At 40.1% G+C, this 23,410-nt stretch carries 20 protein-coding genes and 2 tRNA genes; 10 read left to right on the forward strand and 12 right to left on the reverse strand.

Features of this window, described 5'->3' with window-relative positions:
* Positions 1 to 11 precede the first annotated feature (11 nt).
* Entirely contained in the window at positions 12 to 2,216 is a 2,205-nt protein-coding gene (locus ACWIWK_RS06600; RefSeq protein WP_454151946.1) for a TonB-dependent receptor, read from the reverse strand.
* A gap of 415 nt (positions 2,217 to 2,631) precedes the next feature.
* Here ACWIWK_RS06600 and ACWIWK_RS06605 point away from each other — a divergent pair, with 415 nt between their 5' ends.
* Together ACWIWK_RS06605 and ACWIWK_RS06610 are read left to right on the forward strand one after the other, a co-directional pair.
* Positions 2,632 to 5,019 carry a TonB-dependent receptor gene (locus ACWIWK_RS06605; RefSeq protein ID WP_454151948.1) on the forward strand — a complete coding sequence of 796 codons (2,388 nt, stop codon included), beginning with the start codon at positions 2,632 to 2,634 and terminating at the stop codon, positions 5,017 to 5,019.
* A 69-nt stretch (positions 5,020 to 5,088) separates the two neighbouring features.
* Positions 5,089 to 5,685 carry a DUF1104 domain-containing protein gene (locus tag ACWIWK_RS06610; RefSeq protein ID WP_454151950.1) on the forward strand — a complete coding sequence of 199 codons (597 nt, stop codon included), beginning with the start codon at positions 5,089 to 5,091 and terminating at the stop codon, positions 5,683 to 5,685.
* Between the two features lie 125 nt (positions 5,686 to 5,810).
* On the opposite strand, the gene ACWIWK_RS06615 is transcribed toward ACWIWK_RS06610, so the two are convergent.
* Positions 5,811 to 7,037, reverse strand: coding sequence for an ammonium transporter (locus tag ACWIWK_RS06615; protein ID WP_454151952.1), 1,227 nt, complete (start codon positions 7,035 to 7,037; stop codon positions 5,811 to 5,813).
* A 167-nt stretch (positions 7,038 to 7,204) separates the two neighbouring features.
* On the opposite strand from ACWIWK_RS06615, the gene ACWIWK_RS06620 reads away from it, so the two are divergent.
* The gene (locus ACWIWK_RS06620) at positions 7,205 to 8,017 is read left to right on the forward strand and encodes a tRNA 2-thiocytidine biosynthesis TtcA family protein (RefSeq protein ID WP_454151954.1); all 813 of its coding nucleotides are present in this window, start codon (positions 7,205 to 7,207) and stop codon (positions 8,015 to 8,017) included.
* Positions 8,018 to 8,111: 94 nt separating this feature from the next.
* On the opposite strand, the gene ACWIWK_RS06625 is transcribed toward ACWIWK_RS06620, so the two are convergent.
* From ACWIWK_RS06625 to ACWIWK_RS06670, 10 genes are all read right to left on the reverse strand, one after another.
* Positions 8,112 to 9,161 carry a formate dehydrogenase subunit gamma gene (locus ACWIWK_RS06625; RefSeq protein WP_454151955.1) on the reverse strand — a complete coding sequence of 350 codons (1,050 nt, stop codon included), beginning with the start codon at positions 9,159 to 9,161 and terminating at the stop codon, positions 8,112 to 8,114.
* Positions 9,162 to 9,174: 13 nt separating this feature from the next.
* Positions 9,175 to 9,810 carry a formate dehydrogenase FDH3 subunit beta gene (gene fdh3B, locus ACWIWK_RS06630; RefSeq protein ID WP_454151956.1) on the reverse strand — a complete coding sequence of 212 codons (636 nt, stop codon included), beginning with the start codon at positions 9,808 to 9,810 and terminating at the stop codon, positions 9,175 to 9,177.
* Between the two features lie 10 nt (positions 9,811 to 9,820).
* Positions 9,821 to 12,640: a molybdopterin-dependent oxidoreductase gene (locus ACWIWK_RS06635; RefSeq protein WP_454151957.1), complete on the reverse strand. Its 2,820-nt coding sequence runs from the start codon at positions 12,638 to 12,640 to the stop codon at positions 9,821 to 9,823.
* Between the two features lie 37 nt (positions 12,641 to 12,677).
* Positions 12,678 to 12,908 (reverse strand): twin-arginine translocation signal domain-containing protein, encoded by a 231-nt coding sequence (locus ACWIWK_RS06640; RefSeq protein WP_454151958.1) that lies wholly within the window; start codon positions 12,906 to 12,908, stop codon positions 12,678 to 12,680.
* 97 nt (positions 12,909 to 13,005) lie between these two features.
* A complete protein-coding gene (locus ACWIWK_RS06645) occupies positions 13,006 to 13,782 on the reverse strand; it encodes a TorD/DmsD family molecular chaperone (protein ID WP_454151959.1) in 777 nt (258 codons plus the stop codon).
* A gap of 12 nt (positions 13,783 to 13,794) precedes the next feature.
* Positions 13,795 to 15,378 (reverse strand): 4Fe-4S dicluster domain-containing protein, encoded by a 1,584-nt coding sequence (locus tag ACWIWK_RS06650; RefSeq protein ID WP_454151960.1) that lies wholly within the window; start codon positions 15,376 to 15,378, stop codon positions 13,795 to 13,797.
* Positions 15,379 to 15,628: 250 nt separating this feature from the next.
* The gene (locus ACWIWK_RS06655) at positions 15,629 to 17,068 is read right to left on the reverse strand and encodes a DUF945 family protein (RefSeq protein WP_454151961.1); all 1,440 of its coding nucleotides are present in this window, start codon (positions 17,066 to 17,068) and stop codon (positions 15,629 to 15,631) included.
* Between the two features lie 76 nt (positions 17,069 to 17,144).
* Positions 17,145 to 17,221: transfer RNA gene (locus tag ACWIWK_RS06660), tRNA-Met, on the reverse strand.
* Positions 17,222 to 17,226: 5 nt separating this feature from the next.
* A tRNA-Gln gene (locus ACWIWK_RS06665) sits at positions 17,227 to 17,301 on the reverse strand.
* A gap of 171 nt (positions 17,302 to 17,472) precedes the next feature.
* The gene (locus ACWIWK_RS06670; RefSeq protein WP_454151962.1) at positions 17,473 to 17,682 is read right to left on the reverse strand and encodes a hypothetical protein; all 210 of its coding nucleotides are present in this window, start codon (positions 17,680 to 17,682) and stop codon (positions 17,473 to 17,475) included.
* Here ACWIWK_RS06670 and ACWIWK_RS06675 point away from each other — a divergent pair.
* The 7 genes from ACWIWK_RS06675 to argH all read left to right on the forward strand — a co-directional run bounded on the left by ACWIWK_RS06675 (position 17,665) and on the right by argH (position 23,408).
* Positions 17,665 to 18,141, forward strand: coding sequence for a hypothetical protein (locus ACWIWK_RS06675; RefSeq protein ID WP_454151963.1), 477 nt, complete (start codon positions 17,665 to 17,667; stop codon positions 18,139 to 18,141). The two genes, ACWIWK_RS06670 and ACWIWK_RS06675, sit on opposite strands and share 18 nt — an antisense overlap.
* 138 nt (positions 18,142 to 18,279) lie before the next feature.
* Positions 18,280 to 19,575: a transcription termination factor Rho gene (gene rho, locus ACWIWK_RS06680; protein WP_454151964.1), complete on the forward strand. Its 1,296-nt coding sequence runs from the start codon at positions 18,280 to 18,282 to the stop codon at positions 19,573 to 19,575.
* Positions 19,576 to 19,589: 14 nt separating this feature from the next.
* Positions 19,590 to 20,348, forward strand: coding sequence for a glutamate racemase (murI, locus tag ACWIWK_RS06685; protein WP_454151965.1), 759 nt, complete (start codon positions 19,590 to 19,592; stop codon positions 20,346 to 20,348).
* Positions 20,349 to 20,431: 83 nt separating this feature from the next.
* Positions 20,432 to 20,917, forward strand: coding sequence for an META domain-containing protein (locus ACWIWK_RS06690; RefSeq protein WP_454151966.1), 486 nt, complete (start codon positions 20,432 to 20,434; stop codon positions 20,915 to 20,917).
* Positions 20,918 to 20,919: 2 nt separating this feature from the next.
* The gene (locus ACWIWK_RS06695) at positions 20,920 to 21,495 is read left to right on the forward strand and encodes an IMPACT family protein (protein ID WP_454151967.1); all 576 of its coding nucleotides are present in this window, start codon (positions 20,920 to 20,922) and stop codon (positions 21,493 to 21,495) included.
* 31 nt (positions 21,496 to 21,526) lie between these two features.
* On the forward strand, positions 21,527 to 21,976 hold the full coding sequence (hemJ, locus tag ACWIWK_RS06700) for a protoporphyrinogen oxidase HemJ (RefSeq protein ID WP_454151968.1): 450 nt from the start codon (positions 21,527 to 21,529) through the stop codon (positions 21,974 to 21,976).
* A gap of 13 nt (positions 21,977 to 21,989) precedes the next feature.
* Entirely contained in the window at positions 21,990 to 23,408 is a 1,419-nt protein-coding gene (gene argH / locus ACWIWK_RS06705) for an argininosuccinate lyase (protein WP_454151969.1), read from the forward strand.
* Positions 23,409 to 23,410: the final 2 nt, after the last annotated feature.

A 23,410-nucleotide genomic window follows, 5' to 3' on the forward strand; every position in this document is an offset into this window, starting at 1 on the left:
AAGTAGAGAATCTAAATCTCTATCTTTGCTTCTAAGAAATAATTCCTCCCCTCACCTGCGAGATAGCGTCTTGTAATGGCATTGTTTGTGCCAATAGAGCTTCGCTGGTAACTCACATAAAAGCTATCATACACATTACGCACGCCTGCAGATACAGCAAAGTTTTTATATTTGTAATTGAGCCCAATATCCCCTAACACATACCCTCCTTTATTCATTATAAAATAATTGTTATCAAGCTGGCTTGCGTAATAACTATGATTTATAAAAATATCTAGTGCGTGGTTGTTTGCCTTTATCGCCCTAATGTTACTAGATAGGCTAACCTTAAAACTAGGCGTATAGGGAATCTGCGTTCCCTCTTTAAAAGAATCTGTAATCGCACCCTGCGTAGCAGAAGAGCTATTGATACTTGCAGCATTACTGCGTCCCTTTAATACATTAGAGTAGTTAAAATTTACCGATTCTTGCAAACTTACAATCTCACCAAGATATTGACTACTAGAGAACTCTACTCCAAATCGCTGTGTCTCTCCTAAGTTATACCAATTCCGCAACGGCACGGCAAAAAACACAGAGCGAATCTCATCATAAGTGTGCGTATAGTAAATGCTTGTCTGCAAACTCCCAAAACTAAACTCATCTTTTAATCCAATTTCAGCGGTGATATAGGATTCAGGTTTGACATTGCTAGCTTCTGGCGTGCCATTCACTCGATTGCCCGCACTATCATAGAGATTCCCTACATTCACTAGCTGACCAATGCTAGGCGATATAAACCCATACTCCCCCTTAAGATACACACTCCCTGTGCTCGTGTAGTTAAAACTTGGGCTAATTTCTGCGGAATAGTTACTCTTTATGGACTTTCTATAATCCCTCACTAAAATATGTGCTTGTGGTCGCCCCACATTAACTAATCTATTGATGTCATAATAAAGCAACTCACCTCGCACGCCAGCTATAAGTCCAAATTTGCCTTTATTGATAGAATCTAGTGCATAGATTCCCAGCGCATACTTAGCACCATTGCGTTTATCATAGCTTGCGCTCACCGCTTCACTTACCTCATAAGTGTTATCAATCCCTAAAAGCCAAGCGTGTATATCGCCCTTATATTTTAATCGCAGATTTAGTCCTGTATTGTGGTTTTTGTTTGTGCCCGTGATATTGCCTGTGCTATCGCCACTTTCCACATCTTCATCATTTTTGTATGAGTAGAAAAAATCACTAAACGCATAGAATCCCAACGCTTCAAAATTTGTTTTTTCGCTCAAACCTGCATTATATTTGATGCTTGCTTGGGCTAAATCCTGCTGTGCTGGACCATTTAGAGATTGAGAATCTGGCATTGCATATCGCTCAAATTTTAATTGAGAAAGAGATTTTTCACTTCCATCAGCATTAAGTTTGTTATTATATCCCAAAGAGAGTTGATGAGATTTTGTGTAACTTGCATTTATATCAACTTTTGAATTTTGGGTAATCTCATAGATTCCCTGTAATGCAGCATAAGTGGCTTTGGTGTATTCTCCCTTGCGTAAGCCATTTTTGTATGAATAGCTCGCATTTGCTCCAAGATAGAATCTATTGCTAAAGTTATATCCTCCACCCACACTTGCCTTTGCATTACTAGGCAATGAATGATGAGAAAACACCCCGCCTAATAAAGAAGTCTTAACAAAATCTTGGGGGGATTTTTTGGTTACGATATTGACCACTCCACCGCGTGTGCCACTACCATAGACCACAGAGCCACCACCGGGCAAGATTTCAATAGATTCTATATCATTGACATCAATGAGGTTGAAAGGATTTGCACCATTAAGCACAAAACTTGAACGCGTTGCACCATAACCAGAATCATTGATATTGATTGGCACACCATTGACCATAATTTTTACCGCCTTTAGTGCGTCCATTCCCTGTCCTCGTATGTCAATTTGCTTTTGTCCATTGGGTCCGGGAGTAAAAGTTATGGCAGGTTGGTGTTCTAAGGCTTGCTCGAGGTTTGTATAGCCCTTATTGGCTATATCATCTTTATCAATCACTATGATATTTTTAGCCTCGCTTTGTATATCATATTCATTAGCCGTAGCGGTTACTTTATCTAACTTGATTTGTGTCATATCGCTCTGTTTGGAATCTTGACTTGCATTTTGCGTAGATTGCATATTTTCGTTAGGGTTAGCATTTGCTTGCTCTACAAAAATCAAAAATACTCCCAAAAAATAATAACGCGATAGACAAATATCACCACAAAATAACTTTTTTGTATTTTTTAATTTTAAAGTCAAAAATAAATAATAATTCTTAAATATTTTATTTGCACTTTTCGTTATATTGTGTATTTTATCGCTTATTGACATTTTGTATTTTTTCATTGTTATCTCCTTAAATCTCCATAAACAAACTAAAACTTTGCTTAAAATAACCCTTATAATCCCCATTTATTAGGGACTATACCGATGCTTCACTCTTTGGTATAGAGACATTTTTTTTTAAAATGCTATGGGCTGGATTTATAGCACAATTTTGTAAAAAAAAACGATAAAAAGTCTTATTTTAAGTAAAAATTAAGGTTTTTTAATTTATAACGCTTCTTACAATTTTAATTTTAAAGGATTTACTATGATAGAACAAAAATCAACCAAACTAGAGAATCTCCATAAGCAAAGAATACAAAGACGAGCACAAATAGGCGAAATTTTTAACGCAAAGTTAAGCAAGGATACACAAAAGCTAAACTCTAAAGTAAGTTCTGCGCTTGCATTTATCCTTATTTTGGGAGGAAGTGTGCTCCTAGCGCAACAACCAAATGATATTACCAACAACGACAAAGATTCTAAAGATTCTAAAGACGAACAAATGCAACAAGTCAAACTTGACAAAGTAACAGCCACTGCGGATAAAGAACTTGATTTACCAGAGAACGCACAGCGCAATGTCATTGTCATTGACAAGCAAGATTTGCAAGACAAAGGTTATACAAACCTCGAGCAAGCCTTAGAACACCAACCCGCCATAACCTTTAATCCCGGACCCAATGGACAAAAGCAAATTGACATACGAGGACAGGGAATGGATTCTATGAAAGCGGTAAAAGTGCTTGTCAATGGCGTCTCAATCAATCCAAACCAAACGGGATTTGGCGCGACAGGACACGGACTGAGAATGGGAGGAAACACGCCTTTTGACCTCATTGATGTCAATGATATAGAATCTATTGAAATCTTGCCCGGTGGTGGCTCTGTGGTCTATGGTAGTGGCACACGCGGTGGAGTAGTCAATATCGTAACCAAAAAGCCAAGCCAAAATTTCACGCGATTCTCTTTAACAGGCTCAATATATGAGTATATCCCATCAAATGCGCCAATGTCTAAACCGCGCGGAACTGCTAAAGCAAGTGTAGGCACGGGGTATAATCTTAATGAGAAAAACTTTTTAAATGTCTCAGCAAGCTATATGTATAAAAATGGCTTACGCAAGGGAGAATACACCAAAGATGCGTATTTTTCCATTGGCAATAGTTATGACAAAAGCGAGCACGAACGGCTTGATTTTTCTGCGAGTTACACACGCCATCACTCCTACTTTTTAGGCTACCAAGACAAACAGGGCAAAACTTTAGAGCAAATGAAACAATCGCGCTATGACTTACCCACAGGCAATCTCGCAACTTCAGTTGGATACGCCAAACAAGATTTAGCTCAAGCCTCATTAAAATACACCAACGATACAAGTGAAAATTGGCGATTTGAAGCGTTAGGATTCTATGCGTTTAGTGATTTTTCATTCCCAACAAGCATTACCGCAGATACTGAAAGTGTCCCAAATACTACTTATGCCAACACTTCAGGGACCAACCTTAACCACAACGGCGGGGTTAATATCAAACTCAAACGCACCACTGATAACAATACGCTACTTTTAGGATTAGATAATAGTTTAGAATATAGCGAAGCAATCCGTCTCCCAAGCTCTAGTGGATATAGAGACAGACGCAAGGGATACAAATACGCTGGTGCATTGTATGCTTTAGATTCTATGCGTTGGAATCTTTTTGGACTTACCACAGGATTGCGCGGTGAGGGATTGTATTATAGCGTCAAAAGACGCGGTATGACTAACCGCGTAGCAGGGACAGGAGCTGGCGGACACCCAACCGTTGCTTCTTTTGAAATTGAGGAGGGAGGTCAAGGCGAATGGAAATTTAATTACGCGGCTGAAGTTACTCCAAGTGTGCATTATAGTGATTCTGGGATTGTATATGTAAAAGGCGAGCTAGGGTTTATCAATCCCACTATCGCGCAAATCACTAATGTCGTAGAAACAGGGCAAACAAGTAGTGGAGGACAAACAACCATAAACCGCGAATTTAGAAGCACAAACCTGCGCCCTGAGCAATACATAACCACCGAAATTGGCTGGAGAGATGAATTTGCTAGCTCCACTTGGTCTTTGGCACTCTATTACACGCATAGTTTTAATGAAATCCGCTATATCCCAGAAACTTACGCCTATAATTACTATAATTTAGGAGAAACGCAAAGGGTTGGAGCGGAGTTTAGTGCAAAACAATATCTTTTTAGCAAGATTCTCACTCTCCAAGAATCCATAAACTTTAATCAATCAAATGTCATTAAAGGGCGAGAAAATGCAGGGGGCTCAAGCGCGAGTGAGCTTAACAAACAAAATCAAAGCATTCCGTATGTCCCACATTTAAAGGCTAGTGTGCTTGTAAATATTGCAGCACTAAAAAGAGGAAATCACGCGCTAAATATCTTTGCTAATCACAGCTACACTTCACAAATGAGAGATTCTGCTTATGAAATAATGAATGAGGGCGGATACACACTTGGCGATATGGGATTATCTTATAAATACAAAAGTTTGGGCTTAAGTGCTGGTGTGCGTAATGTGTATGATACTTTTTATGTCGCCTATCAGGCAAATGGTCGCTATTACCTCGCTGGCGAGGGGAGAAACTACTATGCGGAGGTGAAGATGGGATTTTAAATAGTATAAAGTTGTCGAATAACTATTTTTTAACAAGCCGACTTTAGTAAGATAAAACAAGGAGTTAAGATGATAAATACAAAAAAAATGCTCGCTGCAAGTGCATTGCTATCTTTTGCAATCACTGCATTTGCAGCAGACTTTAGTGGCAAAAGCAATGAGGAGTTACTCAATCTCTATGCCCAATACGGCAGTATGAGTGTGAGTGATACAGCAGATTTGCGTTTGGAGTTAATGCGCCGTGCAGATAAACTACAAGGCAATGAGAAAAAATCCTTTATGGATAAAATGCGTGGGAATTATGACAAAGCTACGGAATCTTGGAGTGTAAGCAAATGGAGAAATTACAGAGAAAGCGTCAATAAAGAGTATGATAAAAAACGACAAAATGACGCTCTTGCAAAGCAGGCTAAATATGGTTCGCTTTCGGCTACTGAGGCTGCTGAGTTGCGCTTAGAGATTCACAAAATTACAGCTTTCCTTGACCCAGCAAGCAAAAAGACATTCCAAGAAAAGCTTACAAAAGCTCAAGATAAAGCCATAGGTTCTTGGACTATGAAAAAATACCGAGAATATCGCACGGCAGTGAATAACGAGTTTAAAAAACTTACCGAAAAAATGCCTGAAGATGAGAAAAAACGATTAGGCATCACAGCCACACATTAAGTGCTATTTGTTGTTTTTTGGAAGTAGAGTGGGTGCTTTTTAGACTTTTATAATCAGTCTAAAAAGCATTAGAGATTCTAAAGTCGGCTTGTTAAAACATAGTATCAAAACTCTATTTTACAAAATTACATTCTATACGCTTCTTCGCCGTGTAAGTGAATGTCTAAGCCCTTTTCCTCGATTTCCTCCTTGACACGCAAATCCGTAAAAAGCGCGATTATCTTAAAAATTATCACACTTACCACTGCAGAGAGCCCAGCGCACACCACAATAGCAAAAATCTGCTCCAACAATAGCGCAAAAGAGCCACTAATCAGTAAGCCCTCGCCCAAAGCACCATCTGCGATTATGTCAGGATTTACCGCACCAGAAGCAAATAGTCCTACGGCGATACCACCCCAGATTCCCCCGATGCCGTGCAGTGAAAACGCATCGAGGCTATCGTCCCATTTGAGTTTGTATTTGATATAAAATAGCCCGAAGTAGCACACCAGCGCGCTTATCATACCGATTAGCACGCTTGACCAAATCCCTACAAACCCAGCTCCCGGGGTAATGCCCACAAGCCCTGCCACAAGACCGCTTAAGCCACCTAGCACCGTTGGCTTTTTGTGCTTTATCCATTCAAGTAGCACCCAGATTAAAAATCCGCTTGCCGCTGAAATAATCGTTACAATAAAGGCATTTACCGCGATGTCATTTACCGCACCCGCACTACCTGCGTTAAACCCTAGCCAGCCGATAAAGAGCAAAATCGCGCCCAAAAACGCATAAGGCACAGAATGCGCACCGCTTGTCGAAGCGGGGGTTTTACGCGCACCCACGAGGAGCGCACCCACAAGCCCAGCCACGCCAGAGCTAATATGCACGACTCCGCCACCTGCGAAATCTAAACTCCCTCGAGATTCTAAAAATCCGCCACCCCAAATCATATGCGCGAGCGCGTCATACACCACCGTGCTCCAAATCAGCAAAAACACCACCAGCACGCCAAGCTTAATGCGCCCAACAAGCGAGCCTGTGATAATCGCTGAAGCGATAAGCGCAAACATCATTTGAAAGAGCATAAAAAGGATATGTGGCACGCCATCATCATTAAATCCGCTAATCCCAGCAAGGGCGAAATTCTCAACATTCCCGATAATGCCAGCATTATCCCCGCTAAAACTTAAACTAAAGCCCACAATAATCCACTGCAAAGTAATCACGCCAAAGACGATAAAGCCGTTCATTATGGTATTTAGGGTGTTTTTAGTCCCCACCATACCAGAATAAAACATCGCCAGTGCAGGCGTCATCAGCAAGACTAAAAGTGAGCATAGCATTATGAAACTTGTGTTTATAGTATCCATTGCGAACTCCTTATTTTTTTTACACGGCGAGTGTATCTTAAATATCATAAATTTTTACTTAAATATGTTTATTTTAAATTCATAGATTCCAAAACTTCACGCTTTTTGTCATCAAAAGTAAAAAAATTTGTTAGCATTGAGAAATACTAAACAAAACAAGGAATATAATGCTTGATACACCACATTTAGAATCTACCACACACAGTCAAAAATCACAATGCGCCACGCCCCAAATCAGTAAAAAAATCTTACGCCTTGTAGGTAAGACAAATGCACAATACAAACTCATTGCAGATGGGGATAGAGTGCTTTTGGGGTTAAGTGGGGGGAAAGATTCTATCCTACTTGCCACCATTTTAGCCTATATGCAAAAGCACGCACCTTTTAACTTTGAGTTTAAGGCACTCACGGTTGATTATGGGCGCGGAGGCGAGTATGAGTATATTTTTGAGTATTGCGAGAAATTGCAGATTCCCTATGAACTTTATCGCACAGATATTTACAAAATTTTAGAGGAACATAAACGCGGTGGCACGGTATATTGTAGCTTTTGCTCGCGTATGAGGCGGGGCGCACTTTACACAAAAGCACTAGAGGGAGGATTCAATAAACTCGCTCTAGCACATCACTTCGATGATGCTGTGGAGAGCTTTTTTATGAATCTAAGCTACAATGGCGCACTGCGCTCAATGCCACCGATTTATACCGCACAAAATGGCTTGCGTGTAATCCGTCCGCTCATTTTTTTGCGCGAGAGAGCGATTAAGGACTTTATCACGCATAATAATATCTATATAGCACCTGATTGTAATTGTCCGATAAATTGGCTGCCTGAGGATAAACGACCTTTTGCACGCGAAAACACCAAGCAATTTTTGGCTCAATTAGAATCTCAAAATGCCGAACTTTTCAAATCCCTAAAGAATGCTTTTAGTAATTTACACACAGGAAGTTTTTGTGATGAAAGATTTTTAGAATGATAAAACAAACTTTTATAGAGAAGTCTTTATGTATGATGAAGTATAAATTGTGTGTTTTATAAGAATCTATGCAAGCCCTAAGGCTTGCATAAAATTAGTGATGTCCGCTCACTCGCATAGAATCGAGCTTACCGCTCTTTTTTAAATCCTCATAATAAAAGCTATGAAGCATTGAGACTTCCTCTTCGCCCATATTTCCATTGATGATAGATTCCATAGCACCTTCAATCGCAAAGGCAGCCATATAAATATGCGTAATGAGTAACGCCACCACCAAGAAACCAACAACATTGTGAATAAGAGCCATAAGGCGCAATGTGTTAATATCTGTGTTTTGGAAAAACATTACTGCTCCTGTAAAGACCATTACTGCTCCACCAAGCGTAGCCACCCAAAACCACATTTTTTGTCCTGCGTTAAACTTGTGTGCTGGGATTATTTTATTTACCTTATCAAGGTAACCACCCATTATCATTAGCCACTTAATATCATAACTTTTAGGAAAGCAATCTTTTACCCACATTAAAAACATTAGTGTGCCAAAAATCGCAAACACAATCGTAGATAATCCGTGCAAATCACGCGCAAAGCGGATAAGCCCGCCTCCACCAAGTTTATCACCAAAAACCATCATAAGCCCCGTAATGCAAATAAGCACAAAAGGCACTGCGGCAAACCAATGCACGAAAATATTATATTTGCTAAATACTTTTAGCTTGCTAGCGTGATTGTATTTACGCGCACCGATGATTTTATAATGTCCAAAAAATGCCAATGGCACAAAAAGCACGATAAGGAGGAAAATCGCGGCAAAATATCCACCTTGCAAGATAGTAAAGATTTCGCCCAAGCCATTCCAACCGCGAATCCCCTCAATAGGTTTCCCCATTGTCGCAGGCTCGATACTCCCACCATCACCGGGCACTGCTGTGCCGAGCACTACGCCAGAAGTCTTGGTGTTAAGCCCCCAATTTTTAATCGCCTCAATTTGCTTCGTGCCATAAATGTCCTTGTTATAGCCCAAATCCACTTCTTCATCGTGTGTGCCAATATGCGATGGGTCGACATAATTCTTCCCATCAGTAGCACTAAATAAAGAGCTCGAAAAAAGCGTTATCGCTAGTAACCAAACTATTGCTTTCATACTCGCCCCCTTATCAGCTACCATACGCTTTTTCCCAAGTATATGGAATCTTAGGCTCGCCCTCTCCTTTTGTAAGGCTTCTTAAGCGAATAATGGCACTCACATCATCACTACCACCAGCAAGCAATGCTTTAGTAGAGCACATTGCCGCGCAAGCAGGCACTTTACCTTCTGCGATTCTGTTTTGTCCATATAAACGCCATTCTTCCTCGCTATGTGTCTCTTCAGGTCCGCCAGCACAGAATGTGCATTTATCCATTGAGCCGCGTGAGCCAAAGACATCACTTTTTGGGAATTGTGGTGCGCCAAAAGGACAGGCATAGAGGCAGTAGCCACAGCCAATACAAGTCTTTTTGTCGTGCAAGACAATGCCATCAGCACGGATATAAAAGCAATCCACAGGACAAACCTTTGAGCAAGGTGCGTCTGCGCAGTGCATACAAGCAATAGAAATTGACTTCTCAGCTCCTACAACTCCGTCATTAAGTGTAACTACGCGTCTGCGGTTCATTCCCACAGGCAAGTGGTGTGCTTCCTTACAAGCGACATCACAGCCGTGGCAATCAATACAGCGAGAATCATCGCAGTAAAACTTAATGCGAGCGTGTCCGGGTTCATTAAATCCATTAACTGCTGTTGTGTTACTCATTTTATCCCCCTTATGCTTTTTCTATGCGGCAAAGTCCGCATTTTGTCTCTGGGCAACCTGAGTTGTAATCAATACCATAGCTTGAAATCATATTCGCAGATTCTCCAATGGCGTAAGGTTCTGTGCCCGCTGGATACTTGCTTAGCAAATTTTCTCCTTGGTCCATACCAGAGAAGTTTTGTGGTAACCACACACTATTGTAATCCACGCGTTGGCTAATTTTGGCTTTTGTGAGCATTTTTGTGCCCATTGTGCCGTGTAACCACACCATATCGCCGTCTTTAATGTTAAGTTCAGCGGCTTTATTTGGGTGGATTTCCACAAACATTTCACCATACACTTCAGCCAAGTATTTTGCACTTCTTGTCTCTGTGCCTGTCCCCATATGTGCGACTAATCGCCCGCTAAGCATATTGACAGGATATTCTTTTGTCCATTCTCTTTCCATTTGTCTTGAGCGATATTCCATATTTGCACGATAGAGATTCTTTCTATCAGGGAAACTTGGATACTTCTCAAGCAAGTCTGGGCGCACAGTGTGTAAAGGCTCTCTATGCAATGGAATCTTATCAAACCAATTCCACACCACCATACGCGCCCTACCATTACCATAAGGGCAAAGTCCAGCCTCTAGTGCCTTTTCCGCTAGGATATTGTTACCAAATCCTATCGCATAAGTTTGTCCCTCAACTTGTCTTTTCTCCTCTTCGGTGAGTTTAAGTCCTAAAGATTCTGCATTTGCTGCACTTATAGGAGCGTGTCCAGCAATTTTAGAATCTGGCAGGCTTCTAGTAGAAAGCATAGACTTTCCATCAGGGCTTTCCACTCCCCAATTCACACGGAATCCCATTCCGCCTTCCATTACAGGCTTAGTGTCATCGTAGAATACAGGGGTTCCGGGGTGCTTATCACTCCAGCAAGGCCAAGGAAGTCCATAGTATTCGTTTTTAAATGGTCCTGTTCCTCTGAGTGTTACTTTATCAAACATATGCCAATTCTCTTGATGTGCTTTTAATCGCTCTGGGCTCATTCCTTGCAAACCAATGCTTCGTATGCTCTGTGTATATTCAGTAGTCGCATCTTCAGGCCACACAAATTCATCTCGCCCTTTAGATTTAGCAATCTCATAAAGACTTCGCTGAAATTCCTCTAAGAAGCCCATTCTTTTCGCAAAATCAAAGAGAATGTCGTGGTCTGTTCGGCACTCATACATTGGCTCCATAACCTTGCTTCTCCATTGATAGCTACGATTAGTTGCTGCTAGGCTACCGCTAGTCTCCATTTGGCTTGCTGCTGGGAGCAAGTAGAGATTGTTATCCTTTTCGCAATAAATCGCCAAGTCATTAACATACGGGTCGATAAACACTACAAGCTCTAATTTGTTCATCGCTTGTCGTTGCAAATCAAGGAGATTCACAGTTGTCATACCCGTGCCGATTACGACTAATGCGCGAAGCATTGTGCCACCATTATTTTCAGCATTTTCAGGATTAAGCACGCCAAATTTCCAAGTAGAGTGCGCAAAGCCACCCGCTTCCATCATTTCCTTGCTTTTATAACGACCTAAAAGCCACTCATAATCTACACGCCAATGCTTAGCAAAATGTCTCCAAGAGGTTTCTGAAAGGTTGTAATAACCCGGCAAAACATCAGGGTTTGCTGCCATATCCGAGCTTCCTTGCACATTATCGTGCCCGCGCAAGATATTCACGCCACCGCCATTTTTACCCATATTGCCTAAAAACATTTGTAAAATTGGCACAATACGCGTATTTGATGTCCCAACTGTGTGTTGTGTCAATCCTTGATTCCAAATTGCAGCCGCTGGTTTGGCACTCGCCATATCGCGTGCAATGTGAATGATAGAATCTGCTGGGATACCTGTAATATCACTCACTTCTTGTGGAGTGAATTTCTCTGCTTCTTTCATAATAGATTCATATCCATAAACGCGCTCTTTAAGGTATTGCTCATCATAAAGTCTTTCTTTGATGATAACATGCAACAATCCATACACAAATGCAATATCTGTCCCGCTTCGGATTCTATGGAACTCATCAGATTTCGCTGCAGTCTTACTAAAATGCGGGTCAATGCAAACAAGCTTTGCTCCACGCTCTTTAGCACGCAAAATATGCACCATTGATACAGGGTGATTTACCGCTGGGTTTGCCCCGATGATAAGAATGTATTTTGAAAACATCATATCACCAATATGGTTTGACATTCCACCATATCCAAATGTATTCGCCACACCGGCGACTGTAGGTGAATGTCAAACGCGGTTACAATGGTCTAAGTTATTAGTCCCAAAAAATGCTGAAAATTTACGCAAATAATAGCACTGCTCGTTTGAGAGTTTCGCACTTCCTATCCACATAACAGCATCAGGTCCGCTCTCCTCTCGAATCTGGAGAAGTTGCTTTGAAATTTTATCCATAGCACTATCCCAATCTGTGCGTTGCCATTCGCCATTGACTTTGTGTAATGGATAGCGCAATCTTGTCTCGCTTCTCGCCCTATCAATCAAGTCTGCACCTTTACAGCAGTGTCCGCCCTGTGAGATTGGGTGGTCTTGTGCTACTTCTTGGCGCACCCATACACCATCTTGGACTTCCGCAATGATTCCACAGCCCACAGAGCAGTGTGTGCATATTGTTTTCACACGCTTTGCTTCGGGGAACATTTCCTTTAGCTCGCCTTCACTTGCCTTGCGTATCACACGCTCGCTATCACTTCCAAACGCTCCACTCACTCCAGCGACACCCGCTAGCGCAGAGAGCTTAAGAAATGAACGGCGTGCGTTTGAACGCGTATTTGTGTTACTCATTTCTTACTCCTTTTGTTGTTATTTTGCTTATCAAAGCCTACTTCGCAACAGCAAGATATTCCTGCCAATACTTCGTATCGCTTCTATGGAGGACTTCTTGCTTCTTGCTTGTCCCCTTAATAACCTCTTTTTGTTCAATTCCCTTTGAACAACCGCTAACTAACGAGCCAACTGCCAAGCCAACGCCACCTAACGCTGCAACCTTAACAAAGCCTCGTCTTGATTCAATTTCACTAGAAGATTGAACCTCATTTTGCTCTTGTGCCATCGCGACTCCTTAAGTGTGGATTTAGGGGGTTAATACCCCTATGCAAATCTTTGGGTTAAGACTTGCATAAAGGCATTAAACAAATGCTAATATTGAATTATCCGTTGATATGCTCCTCCATTGTGATGAAATTTTTTAACAATGCGCCAACAAGGCTAAAGCAAGGCAAATCATCTCGCTTTTGCAATGAAAGTGCGATTGGCATCGCCATTGGCTTAAGACATTCTTTAAATATTTCATTTGCTTGGGTATTTTGAGAATCTTGAAGCAAATGGCGCATAAGCATTAACAAAAATCCAAAATGCTCTTCGCTCTCTTTAAATTCTTCGTTTAGGCGAAAAGTTGTTTTTTTGGTGAGCATTTTTGCCTTTACTAAACTCTCGCCATTTAAACAACCCTCAACATAATGCGAAAGATAAAGAAAAGTTTGTGGATTCCCAAATGAACGGGCTTTTTGACCCTTGACTAATGGCGGGGTTTTGCCTGTGTTAAATGGGATATTAAATGCCACGCTGTATTCCCTTGCTATTTCTTGTGCAGTGGTATTTGAGAGGTGATTTTTTAGCATTACAAAACTTTGCAAATCCTCATCACTAAGTGGAGCTTGAGAAAGCACTTCAATTTGCTTGTTAAAAAGCTCAAACCGCTTTGCAATAAGCTCATAAAGAAAAAATCCTGCAAAGAAGTCATAATACAGCGCACGAGCAGAGTTTATCGCCTCTTGGCTTTGTGTGGTAGCACTCTTAGATTCTCTATGGTGAAATGAAGCATCACGCTTAGAATCTATTTTTTGGGCGTCATCTTGTAATAGGGAATTTTGCAACGCAGGGTTAAAATCTTTTGTATTTTTGTCAGTAAAATGCAAATTTTCCATTTTATTTCCTTGCTATGAGTTCCCTTTGGGACCAAAGATGATTTTTACCTTGCAATCCGCACAACACTCAATACTTTTCATTTTTATATCATCGCCGCTAAAGCTACTTGCAAGAATGCCCTTAATCTTTGCGATAGATTTGGTAGTGGCAAAGATTTTCCCACATTCTACACATTTAAATGGCTCATCATACGCCTTTTGCACATATTCAAAGCTCTGAGCCTCTAAGTGCAAGGTGCGAGATTCTATAGTGATGACTTTCTCAGCACACGCATCAGCGCAATATCCACAATCCGTGCAAAGACTATGTTTAAAAAGCAACTCAAAACTTGCATTATTATTGATGAGTGCCTTTGTATTACACGCTTCTACACAAGAGAGACATAGCGTGCATTTATGAGAATCCACTTTGATATTCGCACTCGAGCGCACACCCACACTGCCAAAACTCCCGCCTCTAACCCACGCATAAAGACGCGCTGATAGGACTTCTTTGGCACTCTCATCGGCATTTGGAGTGTAGAGATAGGCGAGATTATGTGTGTGAGATTCTAAAGATTTGATTGTATTTATTGTATTGCGCAACTCTTGTGCGTTGCTCGCTACAAAAAGCGTATCAAAGCCAAAAATACAGCGCGTGATTTCATTTATGCCCTCTATGGCTTGCATATTGCTTGGAGTAAAATCACCATAAAGTAGCACTCTAGAGCCACTCTCTTGGATAAGACTTAGACAAATAACCTCATTTAAAATATGGGGTTGCGCAACAACAAATGGTAATACCTTGCTCCCCTTAAAATCTCTTAAAACATCCGCCACTTCACTCATACAAGAATCTTGTAGCACAAGCGGTATATAACCATTATACATTCGTGCTTGCAAGGTAAGCGATTCTAAACTTTCAGTTATGCGGGAGAGTGCTCCTGTGGGGCAGACACTCACACATTCGCCACACGCCACACAATCAAGCGGATTTAGGTTAATCTCCATTTTTCTCTCATCTTTGTAGATTCCATAAGTTTGGCACACCCCCACACACGCAGCACAATATCCGCTACCATCTGCTTTAGCACGGCGATGATAAAAATCACAAAGATTGGGATTAAGGTTTAATGGGACTTCGTAGGAGTATGCACCCACAAAGTTTGTTAGCGCGTTGATGAGTTCAGTTGGATTTGCATATTCATTGACAAAATGCACGCCCTTAATGCGCGCGACATTATCAAACTTCGTAAAAAATATCACTTGAGACACACACAATGGGGTAGATTTAAGAGAATCTTGCGCGCGCAAAATAGTAAAATTCCCAAGATTACCATTTGCACCCATAAAATCCTGTGGCTCAATATGTGTAATCTCCCAAGTGATGTCTTGTGTATTTGTGCTTTGCAAGATAGAAATGAAGTTTTGCACGCCCTCACCCGCACCGATAATGGCAACTTTAGGTTCAAGGAAAATACTTCTATGATTCTCAAATGGAGTGTAATCAAGACGAATTTCATTAACCTCATTAAGCAGTGCTACTTGAGAATCTGCGTATATATCTAAATCTAAGATAGGTTGATAGACATTGTCTTGGTAAATTTCTTGTTGCATTTTATCCACCATTTGTTGTGCTTTAGGTATAAATTCTTTACCCTTTGTGTGGATAATAACAAAAAATCATACAAAAATTACATATTCCAACAAGAAAATATGTATCTAATAAAATATAGCGTTTAGAATAGTAACACATTAAATTAGCGATTCCCTATTAACCTCTATGGCAACGGAAATCGCTAATTTTATATATTGTATGTTTAATCTGTGAAGTTAGGTTGCATTTACACAAATACAACAAAAATTCTTAAGGATTGCGGAGTGGTTGCGTTGGATTTATTTCATCTGGTATTTGTGTGTCCTCAGGCAACTCAATCGCTTCGATATGTTCAGGTTGTTCATCATCAATAAGCCCATCATCAATCCCAGCAAATTCTACAAAGCTTTTACCATTAAAGCGCATATCCTCTCCCATACCTACAATCTCTAATACATACCTACCCTCATTGTTTTGTATCAATTCTATATCAGCAAGAAATCCAGGTAAAAGCTCACTAAAATGCACATTGCTCGTAAGTAAAAGATTCACTTCCACTTCTGCATCACCTTTGATTTTCTTTATAAAGCCATTAGCTTTGAAATCATTGTTGTCTTTGTGGAAACTTATATCACTAATCTCCATTTGACTGCTTGCATTGTCCAACATAGCCAATATTTCTTTTGTATCATACATTGCAACAAGTAACTGATAATAAACCTTCACAGGAATCTCTTTGATGAGTATTTGTGCGTTTATATCATTAAGTGCTATCTTGCTGTCATTTTCATTTATGTTAAGATTCTTAATTTTTGTAGTTGTGTTGAAATTAAATGTCTCGCTCTCTCCACTATTTGAAGAATTTTTATCATCACTTGCTTGAGCTTTTATGTCAAATGTCGTTTCAAGAATCTCCACGCCATTGCCAAAATCCTTAAATCCCATACTTTTGATGCTCGTGTGCGAGTCATAATCCACAAGTTTTAATCCAATCGCACCAAAGAAATCAACGGGTTCATTAAACTTCGTATTAGAAACTACTTCTTTCATATAATATGCTTCGTTTTTATCTCTAATCTCAAACCCTCCAAAGTGTAAAGAGCTAGAAGTAAGTTTGCTATCACCATCAATCTTAAACATTGCAACAAAATCCTTAAACTCCATAAGCTCATTATCACTTGCCTTAAGTGTTATATCATTGATTCTCATCTCTAATGATGCCCCACCAAACAAAGAAATATTCGCCTTTGCCACAATGAGATTTTTATCCATATTAACCGTTATCCCAGATGCACTAGCAAGTATTGAGAGCATCTCGTGGAATGGATTTTCAAGCCTTGCTGTGTAATTTTGTGAGCTAAAAATATTATTTTTTAGCTCTATTTTCACGGTTATTGGAGGAATTTCGCCAACACCTCCACCAACAAGACCAGCAGCATCAAGAAGTATATCAAAACTTGCCTCTGAGCTAAAAAATCCTCGCTCAAAAGTTTCATTTGCGATTGAAAAATGTCCATATACCTCTTCTATTTTTGCTAGCTCACCAATGAGCTCTTTAGCTGTCTTTTGCGTATTTTCATAAAACCTCTGATTTACCCCACCCATATAAAACACCTGAGCAAGATATAAGGCAATGACAACTATTGTAGCGACACCAACCGCTATAACCTTCTTTGATTTAAGTTTTTGTAGTATTTGTGCTGTTTCCATTTCTTTATGTCCTCCAACTCTTTAACAATAATAAACAACTTGAGGTTTTTTATCGTTTGATTTATTAAAATTGATTTGGTTGCGGAGGATGGATTTGAACCACCGACCTTTGGGTTATGAGCCCAACGAGCTACCGGACTGCTCTACCCCGCGACAAATGGCTGGGGTACAAGGATTCGAACCTCGGAATGCCTGGACCAAAACCAGGTGCCTTACCGCTTGGCGATACCCCAATTTCCAAAAAATTTATACAAAGAAAAGATTGCTTTTTAGCAAAACCAAATAAAAAGCTAGCGATTATATAGGATTCACTACAAAAAGTCAAGCCAAAGTGTCAAAGTTTTTATCACTTTGCTTACAATTATTTGTATTTGCGCTCCTTAAGATTTAACAAGGATTATGTTTTACTCACCCTCCCCTCCCGTAACGACTTTGCTATCAATGCTTTGAATGCTCTTTGAGTGTGAAGAAGTAGAATCACTATTTTGTTGCTCCTTGCTTTGCGTGCTTTGATTGTGTGTATCGCCTGTATAAAATGGCGCGCTTTTATACCCGCAAGCACTCAAAAGTATCGCTAAATATGCTACCATTACCAAATGAAAAATTCTCAACATATCATATCCTTATTAAAATTACAAAAATCTTACGCACCACTGCGCATAAAAGATGAAATCAATCTCTTTAAAGCAGCATATCTCACGCCAGCGTTAAAAGAGCGCATTGCATATATTTATCATAAGGAGCGCACGATTTTTTTTGCCGTTACACACCCAAGTCTATGCCAAGAGATAAACTATATCGGCAAGCAACTCTTACAAAGCATAAAGGACAATCCACAAAAATTTCCTACGCTATGCAAGATGGATTCCATAAAGGCATATATCCCTAGAAACTTCACACACAATCAAACACACACTTCTACACACAATCAAAATACCACTAAGATTCCATACAATGAATACGCCAAAGGTGATTTCATTAACCATTGTGAGCAGGACTGCGTCCTTTTTGATACATTTGAACGCATTAGACTTCTTATTAAAAATCATCACAAAAACACCAAAATTCCATAATTTTATATTATAATGCCCTTGCTTTAGCTAACTTTAAGGAAAGGTTATATACAATCCCACTTTTCTTGCAAGAACTTCAACATAGCCAGCAAAGCTTTTAAGTTTTTCAAAACGCAACTCCAAAATTAAGGAATAATTATGGCAGAGACAAAAACTCGCACACATACGCCCGTTGAGGGTTATAAAATCGAAGATTTAAAAGGCAAGACACTCCCCAAACTTATCGATATTGCCACAAGTCTTGGTGTAGAGAATCCACAGGAATTTTTACGCCAAGATTTGATTTTTGAGATTCTAAAGACACAGGTTTCACAAGGTGGATACATTCTTTTTGAGGGTGTGTTAGAGATTATGTCAGAGGGGCACGGCTTTTTGCGCTCATCAGATAAGAGTTTTAGCAATAGCCAAAATGACACTTATGTATCTCAAAGTCAAATCCGCCGTTTTGCATTGAGGAATGGGGACATTGTAATGGGACAAGTGCGCCCACCAAAGGACCAAGAACGATATTACGCACTCTTAAAAATCGAAGCGGTTAATTTCATTTCACTTGATGAAATTAAAAACCGCCCACTTTTTGACAACCTCACGCCACTTTTTCCTATTGAACAACTCAAACTCGAATACCAATCACAAGGCATTACAGGGCGAATGCTTGACTTATTTAGCCCCATTGGCAAGGGACAACGCGCACTTATAGTCGCCCCTCCACGCACGGGAAAAACAGAGTTAATGAAAGAACTTGCACACGGAATCGCGCAAAATCACCCAGATGTCGAACTAATGGTGCTTCTTGTCGATGAGCGACCAGAGGAAGTAACAGATATGGAGCGCAGTGTAAAGGGACAAGTGTTTAGCTCAACCTTTGACCTCCCAGCGACAAACCACATTCGTGTGGCTGAACTTGTCATCGAAGGAGCAAAACGACAGGTTGAAATGGGCAAAGATGTCGTTATCTTGCTAGATTCTATCACAAGATTAGCGCGCGCGTATAATGCCGCGACACCATCAAGTGGCAAGGTGCTAAGTGGTGGTGTTGATGCCAATGCCTTACATAAGCCTAAGCGATTTTTTGGTGCGGCGCGTAATATCGAGCAAGGCGGAAGTTTGACTATTATCGCCACAGCACTCATTGAGACAGGGAGCAGAATGGACGAAGTGATTTTTGAGGAGTTTAAGGGCACGGGCAATAGTGAAATTGTTCTTGCACGCGCTATCGCTGAACGCAGAATCTACCCAGCTTTTGATATTTTAAAAAGCGGGACACGAAAAGATGAACTTTTGCTTGGCAAGGATAACTTAAGTAAAGTTTGGGCGTTGCGCAATGTAATGCACTCAATGGACGATGTGGAGGCGTTGAGTTTTATTTACTCTAAAATGAAGCAAACCAAAGACAATCAAGAATTTCTAAGTGCAATGAACTCACAAGAATAACGCAGAGTGTGAAAATGAAAATTGGGGTTTTTGATAGTGGTGTTGGTGGCTTAAGTGTGCTAAAAAGCCTACTTGAGGCAAGGCTTTTTGAATCTGTTATCTATTATGGCGATACTGCGCGCGTGCCTTATGGGACTAAAGATAGACAAACTATCATTCGATTCTCACTTCAAGCCTTAGAGTTTTTTTCCTCACACAATGTCGATATGCTTATTGTCGCGTGCAACACAGCGAGTGCGTATGCGCTAGATTCTCTTAAAGCAAGTGCAAATTTCCCTGTCGTAGGGGTGATAACGCCCGGTGTAATCGCCACACAAAACAAACTTAAATCAAAAGATTCTCAAATCCTTGTCATTGGCACGAAAGCCACTATTCGCTCAAACCTCTATGAAAAAAAACTTAGACAAAAAGGATTTAACAATATAAAGAGTCTTGCCACAGGACTTTTTGTGCCATTTGTCGAAGAGGGAATCTTTAGCGGTGAGCCTCTGCTTGCTCTCTTTAAGCATTATTTTGCTCACATTCAAAGCCCAGAGGCATTGATTTTGGGTTGCACGCATTTTCCACTTATCGCGCAGAGTTTGCAAGAATTTTTTGGGAATCAAACGCTTCTTATCCATAGTGGAGAGGCGATTGTGGAGTATATCCAAAACACTTATAACCTGCAATCAAATAAGATTCTAAAATCTCTTAGCTTCCACGCTAGTGATGATGTAGGCGCGCTTAAAGCAAGTGCAAAAATGTGGCTTGGCAAAGATTATTTATCAAACTAACATAATTTTGCGTAAAACAACCAAATTTACAATTTGTATGCTTTTAAGCATTACAATACTAAAGATTTTAAGGAGTAGCAAGAATGAATAAAACCTTTCTTATTTTTTACACTATAATATTTAGTCTTTTTACCGCTTGCACAGATATTGAACGATTGCGTCTTAATGTAAATCTAAAAGATAAAGATTGGGTGGTGCTTGGCGTAGAATCTAGACAAAAATTCACCCAAGCTGTCGAGGGAGCGACTTTAGTTTTCAACATTGAACAAAGGCGGGTTTTAGGCAATACAGGGTGTAACAGCTACACAGCGAATTTTGAAATCAAACAACATATCATTACGATTAGCAACCATTCAGCCATTAGAAAGATTTGCGATAGACAAAGAGCTATGGTGTTTGAATTTGAGTTTTTACGCACTATTGAGGGAAAATTTGAACTAACAAGCCTTGATAAATACAAACAACGCGAACTAAACTACAAAGCACCAGAAGCAGATTATGGGAATCTCCCTAAAAACACAATGGTGCTTGTGGGTAAAAATGCTGCGTATTTTTTACACAGCGAGTGATAATGCCTAAAGAGCAGACGATAAAAACTTGCAAAACACAATCTAGCGGTGTTTTTGAGATTAAGGGCTCAAAATTTTTAAGTTTCCTTTTTCCTATTGCAGAATTCAAACAATCCTTAGCACTCCTTAGAGATTCTCACCCAAAGGCTGTGCATTTTGTTAATGCAACGCGATTTTATGACACACAAAACACTTATCAACTCACAGAATCTTTTAGCGATGATGGTGAGCCAAAAGGAAGCAGTGGAATGCCAATCCTCAATGTCTTGCGTGGAGAAAATCTCATTGATATAGGTTGTGTGGTGGTGCGCTATTTTGGTGGGATTAAACTTGGGGTGGGCGGACTTGTGCGTGCTTACACACAAAGCGTGCAAGAATGTATCAAAAATGCCACGCTTATTCCCTACCTCAAACAAGAAATCTTAGAAATAAAAATCCCTTATAACGCCATATCAAAAGCACAATACCACGCGCAAAAACTTGGTATTACACTTCACAAAGAATTTACAGATAAAGATATAAAAATTTTTTGTCTTGGCGATAAAAATTCGTTGGAAATATTGAAAAATTCGTTATAATCGCTTTTTATAAAATGCAATAAGGATTGGTATGGAATTTTTAGGGCAATATTACTTATGGATTAAGGCAATTCACATTATCGCGCTTGCCTCGTGGATGGCTATGCTTTTTTACCTCCCTAGACTTTTTGTATATCACGCACAAAATGCAGATAACAAAGATTTTACTACTATTGTCAAGCTCCAAGAAATACGATTATATAAATACATTGGAATGCCTGCATTTGTGCTTACTCTCATAAGCGGATTGGCACTTATGTTGCGTGATTTCCCTGCTATTTTTCAAAGTGGTGGTTGGTTTCACGCCAAACTTTTTGTGCTTGTTTTTCTTATTGCGTATCACTTTTTATGCGGATATTTTATAAAAACCCTTAAACAAAACACTTGTAAAAAAGGTGAAAGATTTTTTCGATTCTATAATGAATTTCCTACACTATGCCTTATTGTCATTGCAATTCTTGTCATAGTGAAACCATTTTAATGGAGTTATTTTAGTGGCGAAACTTTGGGGTGGGCGATTTAACAAGCAATCAAGCAAACTCTTAGAAGACTTTAATGCTTCTATTGGCTTTGATTACAAATTATGGCGTGAGGACATCGCTGGGTCAAAAACACACGCTACAATGCTTCAACGCATAGGAATCTTGCATAAAGATGAGCTCCAAGCCATTTTACAAGGATTAGATTCTATCGCAGAGGAAATCCAAGCAGATAAATTTACATTTAGCAACAGCGATGAGGACATTCATATGGCAATAGAATCTCGCTTAAGTGCGCTTATTGGAGAAAGTGGTAAAAAACTTCATACCGCACGCAGTCGCAACGACCAAGTTGCTCTTGATTTTCGTCTTTACTCACTGCGTGCTAATGTCGCCTTGCAAAAACGCATTCTTAGCCTTATGCAAACTCTTCTTAATCTTGCTAAATCACACACACATAGCATTATGCCCGGTATGACACACCTCCAGCACGCCCAACCTATTAGCTTTGGATTCCACTTGGTTGCGTGGTGTGCAAACTTTATGCGCGATGTAACGCGTTTGCAAGACACTTATAAGCGCAATAATTTTTGTCCTCTTGGTGCAGGAGCACTCGCTGGCACACCATATAAAAACGACAGAGAATTTGTCGCTAAAGAGTTAGGATTTCTCGCTCCCACACTTAATGCAATGGATAGCGTAAGTGAGCGAGACTTTGCACTTGATTTATTATATGACATCGCTATGCTTATGATGCACATTTCACGCATTGCCGAAGAATTAGTGCTATGGAGTAGTAGTGAATTTAAATTTATCACACTCAGTGATGAATACTCCACAGGAAGCTCAATAATGCCACAGAAAAAAAACCCCGATGTCCCAGAGCTACTGCGTGGAAAAAGCGGGCGTGTGTATGGGAATCTCTTAAATCTTTTAGTAGTGATGAAAGGCTTGCCACTTGCATACAACAAAGATACGCAAGAGGACAAAGAATCACTTTTTGATAGCATTCAAACCGCTCATATGTGTTTGGAAATTTTAGAACAATGTATCGCCACAATGGAAGTCAATACGCAAAATATGCTTAAAATGGCTAAAATCGGTCATTTAAGCGCGACTGATTTGGCTGATTTTCTTGTGCGTGAGTGCGACATTGCCTTTAGAGATGCCCACCATATCACGGGCAGAGTCGTAAGCCTCGCTGAACAAAATGGCGTAGATATAAGCGAACTTCGCTTTGAAGAGATTGCAAGCATTGATAATCGTATAAAAAGCAATGTGTGCGAAGTGCTAAATTTGGAATCTAGTATGCAAGCACGAGATAGTCTAGGTGGCACTGCAAGCACGCAGGTGCTCTCTCAAATCTCACAACTAGAGCAATGTATAGAATCTGCACTCGCGTTTAAAGACATTCATCAATTACACAAGGAGTAACA

It is taken from the genome of Helicobacter sp. 23-1048 (assembly GCF_053654545.1).